This is a genomic window from Geodermatophilus africanus (assembly GCF_900107105.1).
GTDB classification, from domain to species: domain Bacteria; phylum Actinomycetota; class Actinomycetes; order Mycobacteriales; family Geodermatophilaceae; genus Geodermatophilus; species Geodermatophilus africanus.
On record NZ_FNOT01000014.1, the window covers coordinates 1 to 14,612 of the forward strand.

General features: G+C 74.3%; 12 protein-coding genes. 9 read left to right on the forward strand and 3 right to left on the reverse strand.

What is annotated here, in order from left to right; all coding sequences use genetic code 11:
• Positions 1–25: 25 nt before the first annotated feature.
• The 3 genes from BLW63_RS20130 to valS all read right to left on the reverse strand — a co-directional run bounded on the left by BLW63_RS20130 (position 26) and on the right by valS (position 4,649).
• On the reverse strand, positions 26–901 hold the full coding sequence (locus tag BLW63_RS20130; protein WP_139263503.1) for an IS982 family transposase: 876 nt from the start codon (positions 899–901) through the stop codon (positions 26–28).
• A gap of 112 nt (positions 902–1,013) precedes the next feature.
• Entirely contained in the window at positions 1,014–1,859 is an 846-nt protein-coding gene (locus BLW63_RS20135) for a DUF559 domain-containing protein (RefSeq protein ID WP_170856882.1), read from the reverse strand.
• 204 nt (positions 1,860–2,063) lie between these two features.
• Entirely contained in the window at positions 2,064–4,649 is a 2,586-nt protein-coding gene (gene valS / locus BLW63_RS20140) for a valine--tRNA ligase (protein WP_091160327.1), read from the reverse strand.
• 42 nt (positions 4,650–4,691) lie between these two features.
• On the opposite strand from valS, the gene folC reads away from it, so the two are divergent.
• The 9 genes from folC (at position 4,692) to rpmA (ending at position 14,549) form a co-directional block, all read left to right on the forward strand.
• Positions 4,692–6,047: a bifunctional tetrahydrofolate synthase/dihydrofolate synthase gene (folC, locus tag BLW63_RS20145; protein WP_091160330.1), complete on the forward strand. Its 1,356-nt coding sequence runs from the start codon at positions 4,692–4,694 to the stop codon at positions 6,045–6,047.
• Complete coding sequence (locus BLW63_RS20150) at positions 6,044–6,433, forward strand: DUF4233 domain-containing protein (protein ID WP_091160332.1); 390 nt, start codon at positions 6,044–6,046, stop codon at positions 6,431–6,433. The genes folC and BLW63_RS20150 overlap by 4 nt, the downstream gene beginning before the upstream one ends.
• An 11-nt stretch (positions 6,434–6,444) precedes the next feature.
• Entirely contained in the window at positions 6,445–6,867 is a 423-nt protein-coding gene (gene ndk / locus BLW63_RS20155) for a nucleoside-diphosphate kinase (RefSeq protein ID WP_091160334.1), read from the forward strand.
• A gap of 136 nt (positions 6,868–7,003) precedes the next feature.
• Positions 7,004–7,432, forward strand: coding sequence for a hypothetical protein (locus BLW63_RS20160; protein WP_091160336.1), 429 nt, complete (start codon positions 7,004–7,006; stop codon positions 7,430–7,432).
• A gap of 53 nt (positions 7,433–7,485) precedes the next feature.
• On the forward strand, positions 7,486–9,435 hold the full coding sequence (locus BLW63_RS20165; RefSeq protein ID WP_091160338.1) for a TIGR03960 family B12-binding radical SAM protein: 1,950 nt from the start codon (positions 7,486–7,488) through the stop codon (positions 9,433–9,435).
• Positions 9,435–10,202, forward strand: coding sequence for a TIGR03936 family radical SAM-associated protein (locus BLW63_RS20170; protein WP_091160341.1), 768 nt, complete (start codon positions 9,435–9,437; stop codon positions 10,200–10,202). Before BLW63_RS20165 ends, BLW63_RS20170 begins: the two co-directional genes overlap by 1 nt.
• A 263-nt stretch (positions 10,203–10,465) precedes the next feature.
• Entirely contained in the window at positions 10,466–13,717 is a 3,252-nt protein-coding gene (locus tag BLW63_RS20175; protein ID WP_091160344.1) for an Rne/Rng family ribonuclease, read from the forward strand.
• A 255-nt stretch (positions 13,718–13,972) separates the two neighbouring features.
• The gene (gene rplU / locus BLW63_RS20180; RefSeq protein ID WP_012947747.1) at positions 13,973–14,284 is read left to right on the forward strand and encodes a 50S ribosomal protein L21; all 312 of its coding nucleotides are present in this window, start codon (positions 13,973–13,975) and stop codon (positions 14,282–14,284) included.
• Positions 14,285–14,291: 7 nt separating this feature from the next.
• The gene (rpmA, locus tag BLW63_RS20185) at positions 14,292–14,549 is read left to right on the forward strand and encodes a 50S ribosomal protein L27 (RefSeq protein ID WP_012947748.1); all 258 of its coding nucleotides are present in this window, start codon (positions 14,292–14,294) and stop codon (positions 14,547–14,549) included.
• Positions 14,550–14,612: the final 63 nt, after the last annotated feature.

Below are 14,612 nucleotides of genomic sequence, written 5' to 3' on the forward strand. Positions count from 1 at the left end.
CCTCAGGCGCGTTATGTGGGTTGACCTATGCAGCCCCGAGATCGGCGTGGTGAACGCGTAGCAGGGTGTGGGCGGCAATGGTGGCGGCGGTGCGGGTCAGCAAGCCCCAGAAGGTATGCGCGCCGTGGCGGGCCAGCTCCATCCGGTCGGTGAGCTCACCGAAGGTGACCTCGATGTAGTTGCGCCAACAGGCGATCACCTTGCGCAGGGCGCTGGGCATGCCGGCGCGCTGGGTCTTGGTGGGCGGGATCAGCACGGCGGTGCCGCGGGCGGCGCAGGCCGCGGCGAACGCCCGCCCGGCGAAGCCCTTATCCAGCAGGACGTCGCGCGGTGCCGGCCCGGTCTCGAGCAGATCGACCGCCACCTCCCGCTCGTTGACCGCGGCCGGCACGATGCTCCAGGCGCGCACCAGCCGGGATCCCAGGTCGGTGGTGACCGCCAGCCGGAAGCCGTAGAACCACTCGCCGTGCGCCCCGTCGCGGCCGAAGCGGGCGACCAACTCGTTTGGGCCGACCCAGCCATCGGGGCCGCGCACCCGGGAGGGGTGCTTGACCGGCAGCGCGGTGGTGTCGACCTGGGCGCAGTGATCGACCGGGCACCGAGCCGCGAGCGCGGCCCGCAGCTGCTCAAAGGCCGCCCACAGCCAGCGGATCCGCCGGTTGGCCTCGGACTGGTGCGGCAGCCGGGGAAACAGCTGCGCCCAGTTCCGGGCCACCTCGGCCACGAACCCGGCCTCGCTGCGCCGGCCCAGCAGATGACGGACCAGCGCGATGGTCAGCAGTTCGGCGTCGCTGCAGGCCGGGGCCGGACCCGGCCGCGCCGGGATGGTGACCTCCCCGGCGGTGATGGCGTCGTCGACGAGCACGTAGACGTGGACGAACAGGTCCTCGGTGGGCAGCATGATGGGCGCCTCTGCGGGCGAGGGGTCTTCGACAACCGCCACGTTCCGCAGAGGCGCCCCCATGTCAAGCGATCAGTTGACGTGGGCAACCCACATAACCCGCCTCAGGCGTTCAGCGCCCGGCGAGCCGCCCCCGCACCACGGCCTCGATCTCCCGCCGGCAGCCCTCCGGGTCGGCCACGAGCCGGGCGTAGCTGAACCGGAGCACAACCCAGCCCAGCGCCGCCAGGGCGGTGTCCCGGCGCAGGTCCCGCTCACGAGCCGCCCGGCTGCCGTGGAAGGCGGCGCCGTCGAGCTCCACGGCGACGCGCGCCTCCACGAAGGCTGCGTCGAGGCGGATCCACCGTCCGTCCGGCAGGCGGATCGGGTGCTGCTGCACGTAGGCAGGGAGCCGCGGCGGGCCCGGCAGCACGCGGGTGACGCCCCAGATCTCCAGCTCGCTCTCGCAGCCACCGGCGACGAGGTCGAGCAGCCTGCGGAGCTCGGCACGTCCCCCGTGGGTGCGCAGCCGGGTCGACTCGTCGCGCAGCGCGGCGGCGCTCACGCCACGGCTGCGCACCGACTCGATGACCGCTCGCCGTGCGTCTGCCTGCTCGTGGGTGGCCGCTGGGTTCCTCCCGGGTGTGTACGCCCAGGACCACGCGTCCACGAGGCTGCGGGTCAGGTGCACGACCGGGATGCCGTCGATGCGGGTCACCGGGAGCGGCAGTGTCGTGCGGTGCGCGATCACCCCGGACGACCCGCGCGGGCAGCGGTCGGCGGGCACGGTCACGTGGACGGGTCCCCGCGGTTCGGTGACGACCTCCCACAGCGCGAGGGCGGAGAAGTGGCTGAGCGGGCCCTTCGTCCAAAGCGTCGCTGCTCGAGCTCTGGTGCGGGGGTCGTCGACGAGGCCGGGGAGAACCACCACGCCGGGATGGACGTGGACGAGTTCGCCGTCGGCCGTCCACCGGGTCACGGAGCTGGCGCTCGTGGCCAGCGTCAATTCGTGCCGTGGTCCGACACCGTGGGGGAGCAACTGCGCGAGGTCGTGCACGCCGAGATCGTGGCCGGGTCCAGCGGGTTGGCGGGTGCGCCCTGTGGACAGCTACGGGGTTGAACGCCTGAGGCCCGGAAGAGCCGTCCTCCTGGGCCCCAGGGGTTCAACACCCAGCGAAGTGGCTCAGGCCTCCGCGGGGGGCGCGAGGACGACGTCCACCGCCAGCGGCCCGTTCCCGGGGACGACGGTCAGCGAGGCGATCCGGCCGGCCTCCACCAGATCACCCCGCGCGGCCTCCACCAGCGGCACCTGCCCGTCCGGCGCGGTCACCGTCGCGGACTCGACGTCGGCCCGCATCGAGACCTTGGCGTCGGACTTCGCCTTGCGGACCCCGGCCAGCGCGCTCGCCACCACCGAGACCACCGCGGGGTCGCCGCCCGCGGGCAGCTCGGCCGCGGCCGGCCACGGCGCCCGGTGCACCGAGCCGGCCTGCCACCAGGACCAGACCTCCTCGGTGACGAACGGCAGCACCGGCGCGAACAGCCGCAGCTGCACCGACAGCGCCAGCGCCAGCGTGGCCCGCGCGGACTCCGCGGCCGGCCCCGACCCGTAGGCGCGGGACTTCACCAGCTCCACGTAGTCGTCGCAGAACGACCAGAAGAACGCCTCGGCGACCTCGAGCGCGCGGGTGTAGTTGTAGGACTCCATCGCCGCGGTCGCCTCGTCGACCACCCCCGCCAGGCCGGCCAACAGGCCGCGGTCGATCGGCTCGGTCACGGCCGCGGCCGACAGGTCGGCGGACGCCCCCAGCCCCAGCACGAACTTGCCGACGTTGAGCAGCTTGATGGCCAGCCGGCGGCCGACCTTCATCTGCGCCTCGTCGAACGGCGAGTCCGCGCCCGGCCGGGCACCGGCGGCCCGCCAGCGCACCGCGTCGGTGCCGTAGCGCTCGAGCACGTCGATCGGCGTGACGACGTTGCCCTTCGACTTCGACATCTTCTTGCGGTCGGGGTCGACGACGAACCCGGAGATGGTGGCGTGCGTCCACGGCACCGTGCCGTGCTCGAAGTGCGAGCGGACGACGGTGGAGAACAGCCAGGTCCGGATGATGTCGTGGGCCTGTGGCCGCTGGTCCATCGGGAAGACGTGCGCGAACAGCTCCGGGTCGGTGTCCCAGCCCGAGGCCACCTGCGGGGACAGCGACGACGTCGCCCAGGTGTCCATCACGTCGGGGTCGGCGACGAAGCCACCGGGCACGCCCCGCTGCGACTCGGCGTAGCCGTCGGGGACGTCGGAGGAGGGGTCCACCGGCAGGGCCGACTCCGGGGCGAGGATCGGCTCGTCGTACACCGGGTCGCCGGCGTCGTCGAGCCGGTACCACACCGGGAACGGGACGCCGAAGAACCGCTGCCGGCTGATCAGCCAGTCGCCGTTGAGCCCCTCGACCCAGTTCTCGTAGCGGTGCCGCATGTGCTCGGGGACCCACTGGATCTCCCGGCCTCGCTCGATGAGGGCGTCGCGCAACGCGGCGTCCCGGCCGCCGTTGCGGATGTACCACTGCCGCGTGGTGACGATCTCCAGCGGGCGCTCGCCCTTCTCGAAGAACTTCACCGGGTGGGTGATCGGCCGCGGCTCGCCGTCCAGGTCGCCGGACTCGCGCAGCAGCTCCACGATCCGCTGCTGGGCGCTGAACACCGTCTTGCCGGCCAGCTCGGCGTACGGGCCCGCCGGGACGCCGGCGGGCGCCTCGGCCAGCAGCCGGCCGTCCCAGCCGACGATCGCGCGGGTGGGCAGCTGCAGCTCCCGCCACCAGGTGACGTCGTTGAGGTCGCCGAAGGTGCAGATCATCGCGATGCCCGAGCCCTTGTCGGGCTCGGCGAGGCGGTGCGCGACGACCGGCACCTCGACGTCGAACAACGGCGTCCGCACGGTCTGCCCGAACAGCGGCCGGTAGCGATCGTCGTCGGGGTGGGCGACCAGGGCGACGCAGGCGGGGATCAGCTCGGGCCGGGTGGTCTCGATGAACACCGGGCCGTCGGAGGTGTGGAACGAGATGCGGTGGTAGGCGCCGGGGCGCTCGCGGTCCTCGAGCTCCGCCTGGGCGACCGCCGTCCGGAAGGTGACGTCCCAGAGGGTCGGCGCCTCCTGTGCGTAGGCCTCGCCGCGGGCGAGGTTGTGCAGGAACGCGCGCTGCGCGGTGGCGCGGGAGGCCTCCGAGATCGTCCGGTAGACGTCGGTCCAGTCGACCGAGAGCCCGACCCGGCGCCACAGCTGCTCGTAGGCGGCCTCGTCCTCGGCGGTCAGCTGCTCGCACAGCTCCACGAAGTTGCGGCGCGAGACCGGCAGCTGGTCCTTGCCCGGCTTGGCCGGCGGCTGGAGGTCCTCGGCGTAGGGCAGCGAGGGGTCGCAGCGGACGCCGTAGTAGTTCTGCACCCGGCGCTCGGTCGGCAGGCCGTTGTCGTCCCAGCCCATCGGGTAGAAGACGTGCCGGCCGCGCATCCGCTGGTAGCGGGCGACGATGTCGGTGTGCGTGTAGCTGAACACGTGTCCGACGTGCAGCGAGCCGCTGGCGGTCGGCGGCGGGGTGTCGATCGACCAGGTCTGCTCCCGCGGCGCGGCGAGCGCGGCCGCGCGATCGAACGCGTAGGTGTCGTCCTCGGCCCAGCGGGCAGCCCACTTCTCCTCGAGCCCGTCCAGCGACGGCTTCTCGGGTACACCGGCGCCCGCTCCGGGGACGACGGTCTCCGGGCTGCGGGTGTCGGTGGTCATGCCCCTCATCGTAGGTAGTGGGTGACTGGCATCCTGGGGAGGATGAGCAGCAGCGGCACCGCCGACCTGGCGCGCGTGGAGCAGGAGCTGCTGGCCCGCTGGCCCGAGACGCGGCTGGAGCCCTCCCTGGGCCGCATCTCCGCCCTGGTCGACCTGCTCGGCTCACCGCATCGCGCCTACCCCGTCGTCCAGGTGGCCGGCACCAACGGCAAGACGACGACGGCGCGGATGGTCGACGAGCTGCTGCGCGGCTTCGGCCTGCGCGTGGGCCGCTTCACCAGCCCGCACCTGCAGTCGGTCCGCGAGCGGATCGTGCTCGACGGCGAGCCGGTCAGCGCCGAGCGGTTCGTCGAGACGTACTCCGACATCGCGCCCTACGTGCAGATGGTCGACGCCGCCGGCGAACACCCGATGAGCTTTTTCGAGGTCACGGTGGGCATGGCCTACGCGACCTTCGCCGACGCGCCGGTCGACGTCGCCGTCGTCGAGGTCGGGATGGGCGGCACCTGGGACGCGACCAACGTCGTCGACGCCCGCGTCGCCGTCGTCACCCCGGTCGCGCTCGACCACGCCGAGTACCTGGGGCCCGACGTCGGCACCATCGCGGGGGAGAAGGCCGGGGTGATCAAGCGCGACGCGGTGGCGGTGCTGGCCCGCCAGCAGCCCGCGGCGCTCGACGCGCTGGTCCGCCGCGCGGTCGAGGTGGAGGCCGTGGTCGCCCGCGAGGGCACCGAGTTCGGCGTGCTCGACCGGCGGGTCGCCGTCGGCGGGCAGCAGCTGCGGCTGCAGGGCCTCGGCGGCGAGTACGGCGAGGTGTTCCTCCCGCTGTTCGGCGCGCACCAGGCGCAGAACGCCGCGACCGCGCTGGCCGCCGTCGAGGCGTTCCTCGGGGCGGGGGCGGGCACCGGGCCGATCGACGTCGGGACGGTGCGCGCCGCGTTCGCCGCCGTCCGCTCGCCCGGCCGGCTGGAACGGGTGCGCACCAGCCCGACGGTGCTCGTCGACGCGGCGCACAACCCGGCCGGCATGGCCGCGACGGTCGAGGCGGTCCGGGAGTCCTTCGACTTCACCCGGCTGGTCGGGGTGGTGGGCGTGGTGCACGGCAAGGACGTCGAGGGGATGCTGCGCGAGCTCGAGCCGGTCTGCGCCGAGCTCGTGGTCACCCAGAACAGCTCGTCGCGGGCGATGCCGGCCGACGAGCTCGGCGCGCTGGCCGTCGACGTCTTCGGCGCCGACCGCGTCAGCGTGTCGCCGCGGCTGCCCGAGGCGCTGACGGAGGCCATCGAGCTGGCGGAGGCCGGTCCGGACGACGCGCTGGGCGGCTCCGGCGTGCTGGTCACCGGCAGCGTGATCACGGCGGGGGAGGCCCGCACGCTCCTGGGCGGGACCACGTCGTGACGGCGGCGGACCCGGTGCGGGCGGCCCGCGCGCTGCGCGGCGCGGCGGCCGGCGTGCTGGTGCTCGAGGGCATCGCCGTCCTCTTCGTGCCGCGCGGCATCGCGCAGACCGAGGGGGGCCTCGGCGGCGTGCGGCTGACCCTGCTGCTGGTGCTGGCCGTCGTCCTCGTGCTGGCCGGCGGGGTGCAGCGCCGTCCCTGGGGCGTGGTCGTCGGCACCGCGCTGCAGGTGCCGCTGCTGCTCACCGGGCTGCTCAACGCCGCCATGTGGTTCGTCGGCGGCGTGTTCGTGCTGATCTGGCTGTACCTGCTGCAGGTGCGCAAGGAGCTGCTGGGCCACCCCTTCCGGGAGCCCGCTCCCCGGAGGGACGGCGACCCCGCCGCGTAGGCTCCGCGCTCGTGTCTGAAGCCACCCCCGCCCGCACCCTCGTCCTCGTCAAGCCCGACGGCGTCGCCCGTGGCCTGGTCGGCGAGGTGATCTCGCGCCTGGAGGCCAAGGGACTCCGCCTGGTCGCCGCCGAGCTGCGCACCCTGGACCGCGACGTCGCCGAGGAGCACTACGGCGAGCACCGCGAGAAGCCGTTCTTCGGCCCGCTGGTGGAGTTCATCACCGGCGGCCCGCTGCTCGCGCTCGTCGTCGAGGGCCCGCGAGCGGTCGAGGCGTTCCGCGCCCTGGCCGGCGCCACCGACCCGGTGAAGGCCGCCCCCGGCACCATCCGCGGCGACTTCGGCCTCGAGGTGCAGAACAACATCGTCCACGGCTCGGACTCCGACGAGTCCGCCGCCCGCGAGATCGCGCTGTTCTTCCCGAAGCTGGCCTGAAGCCCCGCCCGGCGCGAGATCGGCGATCTCGTGGCGATCAGGCCGTGATGGCCACGAGACCGCCGATCTCGGCGTCCGGGCGATGAGTCGGGGATCCCGATCGGGTCTCCTTGCCATGGACGAGGATCGTGACCCCATGGAGCCGCTCCGGCCGCTGGTCGGCGAGTGGCGGATCGAGACGTCCTTCGCGCCACCGGACTCGGTGCGCGCCCGGGTGCGGTTCGAGTGGGCCCTCAGCGGCCGGTTCCTGCTGCAGCACTCGGAGGTCGACCTTCCCGAGGCGCCCGACGGACTGTGCGTCATCGCGGCCGATCCCGGCAGCGGGGGATACCTGCAGCACTACTTCGACTCCCGTGGGGTCGTCCGGCTGTACCGGATGACCTTCGACGGGCGGGTCTGGACGCTCCTCCGGGAGGAACCGGACTTCGCCCCGCTCGACTTCGCGCAGCGGTACACGGGCACGGTGGGCGACGACGGGGCCACCATCGCCGGCCGCTGGGAGATCAGGCACCCCGGCCGGGACTGGGAGACGGACTTCGACCTGTCCTACGTCCGGCTCTCCTGAACGGTCCTCGGGCCCTGAGGGACGCGCGGCGCGGCGGCTACCCTGGACCGGTCATGACTGATGCCCCGCGCACCGTTCCCGGCGAGTCGCTCTACCCCCGCCTCGAGCCCCTCCTCGCCCAGGTCCAGAAGCCGATCCAGTACGTCGGCGGTGAGCTGAACGCGCAGGTCAAGGCGTGGGACGACGTCGCCGTCCACTGGGCGCTGATGTACCCGGACGCCTACGAGGTCGGGCTGCCCAACCAGGGCCTGATGATCCTGTACGAGGTGCTCAACGAGCGGCCCGACGCCCTGGCCGAGCGCACCTACGCCGTCTGGCCTGACCTCGCCGCCCTGATGCGCGAGCACGGCGTCGGCCAGTTTACCGTCGACTCCCACCGGGCGGTCGCCGACTTCGACCTGCTCGGCGTCAGCTTCGCCACCGAGCTCGGCTACACCAACCTGCTCGAGGCCCTCGACCTCGCCGGGGTCCCCCTGCACGCGCACCACCGCGACGAGACGCACCCGGTCGTCGTGGCCGGCGGGCACGCCGCGTTCAACCCCGAGCCCATCGCCGACTTCGTCGACTGCGCCGTCCTGGGCGACGGCGAGCAGGTCGTCGGCGACATCACCGACGTCGTCGCGGCGTGGAAGGAGCAGGGCCGGCCCGGCGGCCGGGTCGAGCTGCTGGCCCGCCTCGCGCGGGTGGACGGCGTCTACGTGCCGCGGTTCTACGCGGTCTCCTACGGCCCGGACGGCGCCATCGCAGCCGTCACCCGCACCCGGGAGGACGTCCCCGCGCGGGTCGGCAAGCGCACCGTCATGGACCTCGACGAGTGGCCCTACCCGAAGACGCCGCTGGTGCCGCTGGCCGAGAGCGTGCACGAGCGGATGAGCGTGGAGATCTTCCGCGGCTGCACCCGCGGCTGCCGCTTCTGCCAGGCCGGGATGATCACCCGCCCGGTGCGCGAGCGGACGATCACCGGCATCGGCTCGATGGTCGACCAGGGGCTGCGCGCCACCGGGTACGAGGAGGTCGGGCTGCTGTCGCTGTCCAGCGCCGACCACTCCGAGATCGGCCAGATCGCCAAGCAGCTCGCCGACCGCTACGAGGGCACCAACACCGGCCTGTCGCTGCCGTCCACCCGGGTCGACGCCTTCAACGTCACCCTCGCCAACGAGCTGTCCCGCAACGGCCGGCGCTCCGGGCTGACCTTCGCCCCCGAGGGCGGCAGCGAGCGGATCCGCCGGGTGATCAACAAGACGGTGTCCAAGGACGACCTCGTCCGCACCGTCACCACCGCCTACGCCAACGGCTGGCAGCAGGTGAAGCTCTACTTCATGTGCGGTCTGCCGACCGAGACCGACGAGGACGTGCTGGAGATCGCCGAGCTCGCGGTCGAGGTCATCCGCGCCGGCCGGGAGGCCAGCGGCCGCAAGGACGTCCGCTGCACCGTCTCGATCGGCGGGTTCGTGCCCAAGCCGCACACGCCGTTCCAGTGGGCCGGGCAGGCCGGCGCCGAGACGATCGACTCCCGGCTCAGGCTGCTCCGCCAGGCCATCAACGCCGACCGCCGCGTCGGCCGGTCGATCGGGCTGCGCTACCACGACGGCAAGCCGGGCATCGTCGAGGGCCTGCTCTCCCGCGGCGACCGCCGGGTCGGCCGGGTGATCGAGCGGGTGTGGCGCGAGGGCGGCCGGTTCGACGGCTGGAGCGAGCACTTCTCCTTCGAGCGCTGGACCGCCGCCGCGGCCGCCGAGCTCGCGCCGCTCGGGGTCGACCTCGACTGGTACACCATCCGCGAGCGCGGCCAGGACGAGGTCCTGCCCTGGGACCACCTGGACTCCGGGCTGGACAAGGAGTGGCTCTGGGACGACTGGCAGGAGGCGCTCAGCGAGGAGGAGGTCGCCGACTGCCGGTGGACCCCCTGCTACGACTGCGGCGTCTGCCCGACCAACGGCACCGAGATCCAGGTCGGGCCGACCGGGCGCAGCCTGCTCCCGCTCACGGTCGTCGGCCGGTAGTGGCCCGCCAGCCCGAGGGGCCGCCCCCGCCGCCCACCGTGCAGAAGCTGCGGCTGCGCTACGCCAAGCGCGGCCCGCTGCGTTTCGCCTCGCACCGCGACCTCGCCCGTGCCCTGGAGCGGGCGCTGCGCCGCGCCCGCGTGCCGATGGCCTTCTCCGCAGGCTTCTCGCCGCACCCGAAGATCTCCTACGTCGGCGCGGCGCCCACCGGCGCGGCCAGCGAGGCCGAGTACGTGGAGATCGGTCTGGCGGAGCGGCGCGACCCCGAGGAGGTGCGCGCCGCGCTGGACGCCTCGCTGCCCCCGGGCGTCGACGTCCTGGAGTGCGTGGAGGCGACCGAGGGCACCGGTTCGCTGGCCGATCGCATCGACGCCGCCCGCTGGCGGGTGGAGCTGCCCGGCGTGTCGCCGGCCGAGCTGGCGGCGGCGGTCGCGGCGTTCCTCGCCGCCGACGTGGTCACCGTCGAGAAGCGCACCAAGAACGGCCTCCGGGACGTCGACGCGCGGGCGGCCGTGACCGGCGCGTCGGCGGGCGAGGAGGCAGGTTGTGCCATACTGCACATGGTCGTCCGGCAGGTGACGCCCGCCGTTCGACCCGACGACGTGTTGGCCGCCCTGGTAGCCGTCGCCGACCTGCGCCCGCCGTCGCCCCCCCGGGCCGTGCGTGAGGCGCAGGGCCGGCTCGACGACTGCGGGACCGTGGCCGACCCGCTCGGCCCGGACCGCGTCGCGGGCACCCGCTGCCAGGGGGAGCCCGCCGCAGTCTGACCGGTGGGCCCCGGGGCTCCACGCCGTCGAGCGACACGGCTGCCAGACGTGACGCACCCCGAGAGCTCGCACCACCGAACGACCCGCACCACCGGCGCCCGGCCGCGGCAACACCTCGCCCGGACACCGGCCCACAGACTTCGCGGATCGCGCCTGCCGCCCCACCCGGCGCGGCGGCCCGACCCGTCCGACCCCGTGCTCCTGCGCGGCCGCCAGTCCTCGCGATCGGCGCCCGGGAGCACCACACAGGAGGCGAGCCACGCGTGGCCGACCAGACAGACGACAGCACGACTACCCCGGCCGACGAGGGCCTCGACCCCGTGACCCCGCCGCAGGGCACGGCCGAGGACGAGCTCCGCGCCGCGGAGGCCGGCGAGGACGACGACGCCGGCGAGCAGGCCGCCGCGGAGGAGGGACCCGCCGCCGAGGAGGCGCAGGAGCCAGAGCCGGCGGCCGCCGAGCCCGAGGAGCCCGAGCCGGAGGCCGCGGAGCCCGAGGAGCTCCCGGTCTCCCGCTTCGGCGCCCAGTTCAGCTCCCCGGAGCCCACCGCGGTGATCGCCCGCCCCCGCCGGCGGGCCACCCGCCCGGCCGGCGCGGCCGACCCCGGCGACCACCCGCCCGTGCCGGCCGCGGCCCCGGCCATCCCGGCGTTCGTGAGCTTCGTGGCCCCCGCCGACACCGACGTCCCGCCTTCGCCGCGCCGCCGCAGCCGCCGTCCGGCGGAGTCGCCCACGGTGGAGGAGGCCGACGTCGAGCCGGCCGAGGACCTCGAGGAGGAGACCCCGGCGCCGCGCTCGCGGCGCGGCCGCTCCCGCCGCCGATCCGGCGCCGATGAGGCCCCGCTCCCGAGCGAGGACGACGGGACCGACGAGGACGGCACGGCGGACGCCGAGGCCGACGACGGCGAGGACAACGGGTCCGCGGGCAGCCGGCGCCGCCGCCGGGGCCGCCGGGGCCGTGGCCGCGGGCGCAGCGGGGACGACGCCGCCGACACCGAGGGCGACGAGGACGCCGCCGACGAGGACGCCGACGAGGAGCAGGGCGCCGAGGAGACCGACGAGGACGCCGACGGCGACAGCGGCGAGGACACCGCCGAGGACACCGCCGAGGACACCGCCGAGGACACCGCCGAGGACGACGAGGGCGAGGGCGGCTCCAGCACCCGTCGCCGTCGCCGGCGGCGCCGCCGCGGGAGCAGCGGAGAGGCCGGCGAGGCCACCGCGGAGGCCGACGACGACCGTCCCGAGCGGGCCGGCCGCAACGGCCGCACCACGAGCGACGACGACGTCAAGGGCGTCACCGGCTCCACCCGGCTGGAGGCCAAGCGGCAGCGTCGCCGGGACGGTCGCGACAACGGCCGCCGCCGGGTGCCGATCCTCACCGAGGCGGAGTTCCTCGCCCGCCGCGAGGCAGTCGACCGCAAGATGGTCATCCGCCAGCGCGGCGAGCGCACGCAGATCGCCGTCCTCGAGGACGACGTGCTCGTCGAGCACTACGTGACCCAGGCGCAGGCGACGTCCTTCGCCGGCAACGTCTACCTCGGCCGGGTGCAGAACGTGCTGCCCAGCATGGAGGCGGCGTTCATCGACATCGGCAAGGGGCGCAACGCCGTCCTGTACGCCGGCGAGGTCAACTGGGACGCCGCGGGGCTGACCGGCAAGCAGCGCTCGATCGAGCAGGCGCTGAAGTCCGGCGACAAGGTGCTGGTGCAGGTCACCAAGGACCCGATCGGCCACAAGGGCGCCCGGCTCACCCAGCAGGTCAACCTGCCCGGCCGCTTCCTGGTCTACGTGCCCGGCGGCTCGATGACCGGCATCAGCCGCAAGCTGCCCGACACCGAGCGGCAGCGGCTCAAGGACGTCCTCAAGAAGATCGTCCCCGAGGACGCCGGCGTGATCATCCGCACCGCCGCCGAGGGGGCCTCGGAGGAGGAGCTGACCCGCGACGTCGCCCGCCTGCAGGCGCAGTGGGACGTCATCCAGAAGAAGGCGGAGTCCTCCGCCAACGCCCCGTCGCTGCTCTACGGGGAGCCCGACCTCGCCATCCGGGTCATCCGCGATGTCTTCAACGAGGACTTCAAGGAGCTCGTCGTCCAGGGCGACGACGCCTGGGACACCGTGGAGGCCTACGTCGCGCACGTCTCCCCGGAGCTGGTCGGCCGGCTCACCCGGCACACCGGCGAGGGCGACGTCTTCCGCGACCTGCGCATCGACGAGCAGCTGACCAAGGCGCTCGACCGCAAGGTGTGGCTGCCCTCCGGCGGCTCGCTGGTCATCGACCGCACCGAGGCGATGACCGTCGTCGACGTCAACACCGGCAAGTTCACCGGCTCCGGGGGCAACCTCGAGCAGACCGTCACGCGCAACAACATGGAGGCGGCCGAGGAGATCGTCCGCCAGCTCCGGCTGCGCGACATCGGCGGCATCATCGTCATCGACTTCATCGACATGGTGCTCGAGAGCAACCGCGACCTGGTGCTGCGGCGGCTGACCGAGTGCCTGGGCCGTGACCGCACCAAGCACCAGGTCGCCGAGGTCACCTCGCTGGGCCTGGTGCAGATGACCCGCAAGCGGGTCGGGCAGGGCCTGCTCGAGGTGTTCTCCGAGCCGTGCGAGCACTGCCGCGGCCGGGGCGTCCTGGTGCACGTCGACCCGGTGGACGAGAAGCGCCGCGGCAACGGCGGCGGGGGCAACGGCCGGCGGGACCAGCAGCGCAGCGGCGGCAGGGACAGCGGTCCCCGCGACGACGCCAAGGACGCCGCGCCGGCCGAGCCCGTGGCGGTCGGCGCCGAGGCGCCGGCGGGCGACAGTCCGGACGGCGACGGCGAGGGCCAGCGCTCCGGCGGTGGACGGCGCAACCGCGGCCGCCGCAACCGCAGCCAGTCCGGCGAGGAGCGGGCGGCCGAGGACGCCGCGGTGCTCGCCACCGCCGGTGAGCCGGACGACGAGGACGCCGGGGCCGACGTCCCGGACGCCGTCGCCGATGTGGGGCCCTCTCCAGAGCACCGCCCCGAGCGTGCGAGGGGTGGGGAGGAGGGGGTCCTTTCTCAGCCCGACGCGGTGATCCCGGAGGCGGCGCCCGAGCCCGCCACCGACGAGCCGGCCGTCGAGCAGCCCGTCGCGCCGGAGCCCGTCGCTGAGGAGCTGGTCGCCGGGCAGCCGGTCGCCGCGGCATCGGCGCCCGCTGCGGAGCCGGTGCCCGCGGTGCAGGCGCTCGCCGAGCCGTCGCTCGCCGAGCCGGTGGACCGGGCCGTCGCCGAGCCGGTGGACCGGGCCGTCGAGGCCGGGGGGTCCGACGACGAGGACGTGCCCGCCGGTGCCGGCCCGGACGACCCCGGTCCCATGGACGCCGAGCCCGCCGCGGAGCAGGCCGGAGGCGACGCGCCGCCGTCCGGCACGACGACGGGGGAGACCCAGCCGCCGGTGGCCGACGACGGCAGCGGGACCGCCGCGCCGGTCACCCGCCCGCGCCGTCGCCGCGCCGCCAGCCGTCCCGCGGGCCCGCCCGCGTCCTGAGGCCCCCGCAGGGTCCCGCCGTGGAAGGACCCCGTCCACCTCATCCCTCGCAGGCTCGGGACGAGCCTCTGGACGGGGCCGGCGGTGGGACCCTGCGGCGGGGCCGTCGGGGCTCGGGTACGCTGGTCGGGTTGCACCGCCCCGGTGCCGCGCACCGCACGGTGCCGCCTGGGAGGCGGGCAGCCCGTCCAGCACCCGGCGCCCGACGTCCGGGCGCCACGCAGGACATGACAGAGGCGATCGAGGAGTTCAGTGGTGTACGCAGTCGTGAAGGCCGGTGGCCGGCAGCACAAGGTGGCCGTGGGCGACCGGTTCACGGTCAACCGTCTCGTGGGTGAGGCGGGCGACTCCGTCACCCTCCCGGCCCTGCTCCTGGTCGACGGGGACACCGTCACCAGCGACGCGGAGACGCTGGCGGGCGTGACCGTGACCGGCGAGATCGTCGGCCACGGCAAGGGCCCGAAGATCCGCATCCACAAGTTCAAGAACAAGACCGGCTACCACAAGCGTCAGGGGCACCGTCAGCCCCTCACCGACGTCGTGGTCCGCGACATCACGAAGGGCTGACGCCGACATGGCACACAAGAAGGGCGCCTCGTCCTCCCGCAACGGCCGCGACTCGAACGCGCAGCGCCTCGGCGTCAAGCGCTTCGGGGGCCAGGTCGTGAAGGCCGGGGAGATCATCGTGCGCCAGCGCGGGACCCACTTCCACCCGGGCCTGGGCGTCGGCCGCGGCGGCGACGACACGCTGTTCGCGCTGCAGCCGGGCGCGGTCACCTTCGGCACCCGGCGGGGACGCAAGACCGTCTCCATCTCCGCCGTCGAGGCCTAGGCACCACTCATCTGACGCTCACGAGCGCACGGGCCACCGGCCCGTGCGCTCGTGGCGCTTGAC

Bases quoted from the DNA above. Each gene is read 5' to 3' on its own strand.
- BLW63_RS20130 (WP_139263503.1), bottom strand. From the start codon at position 901: ATGCTGCCCACCGAGGACCTGTTCGTCCACGTCTACGTGCTCGTCGAC.
- valS (WP_091160327.1), bottom strand. From the start codon at position 4,649: ATGACCACCGACACCCGCAGCCCGGAGACCGTCGTCCCCGGAGCGGGC.
- folC (WP_091160330.1), top strand. From the start codon at position 4,692: ATGAGCAGCAGCGGCACCGCCGACCTGGCGCGCGTGGAGCAGGAGCTG.
- BLW63_RS20160 (WP_091160336.1), top strand. From the start codon at position 7,004: ATGGAGCCGCTCCGGCCGCTGGTCGGCGAGTGGCGGATCGAGACGTCC.
- BLW63_RS20165 (WP_091160338.1), top strand. From the start codon at position 7,486: ATGACTGATGCCCCGCGCACCGTTCCCGGCGAGTCGCTCTACCCCCGC.
- rpmA (WP_012947748.1), top strand. From the start codon at position 14,292: ATGGCACACAAGAAGGGCGCCTCGTCCTCCCGCAACGGCCGCGACTCG.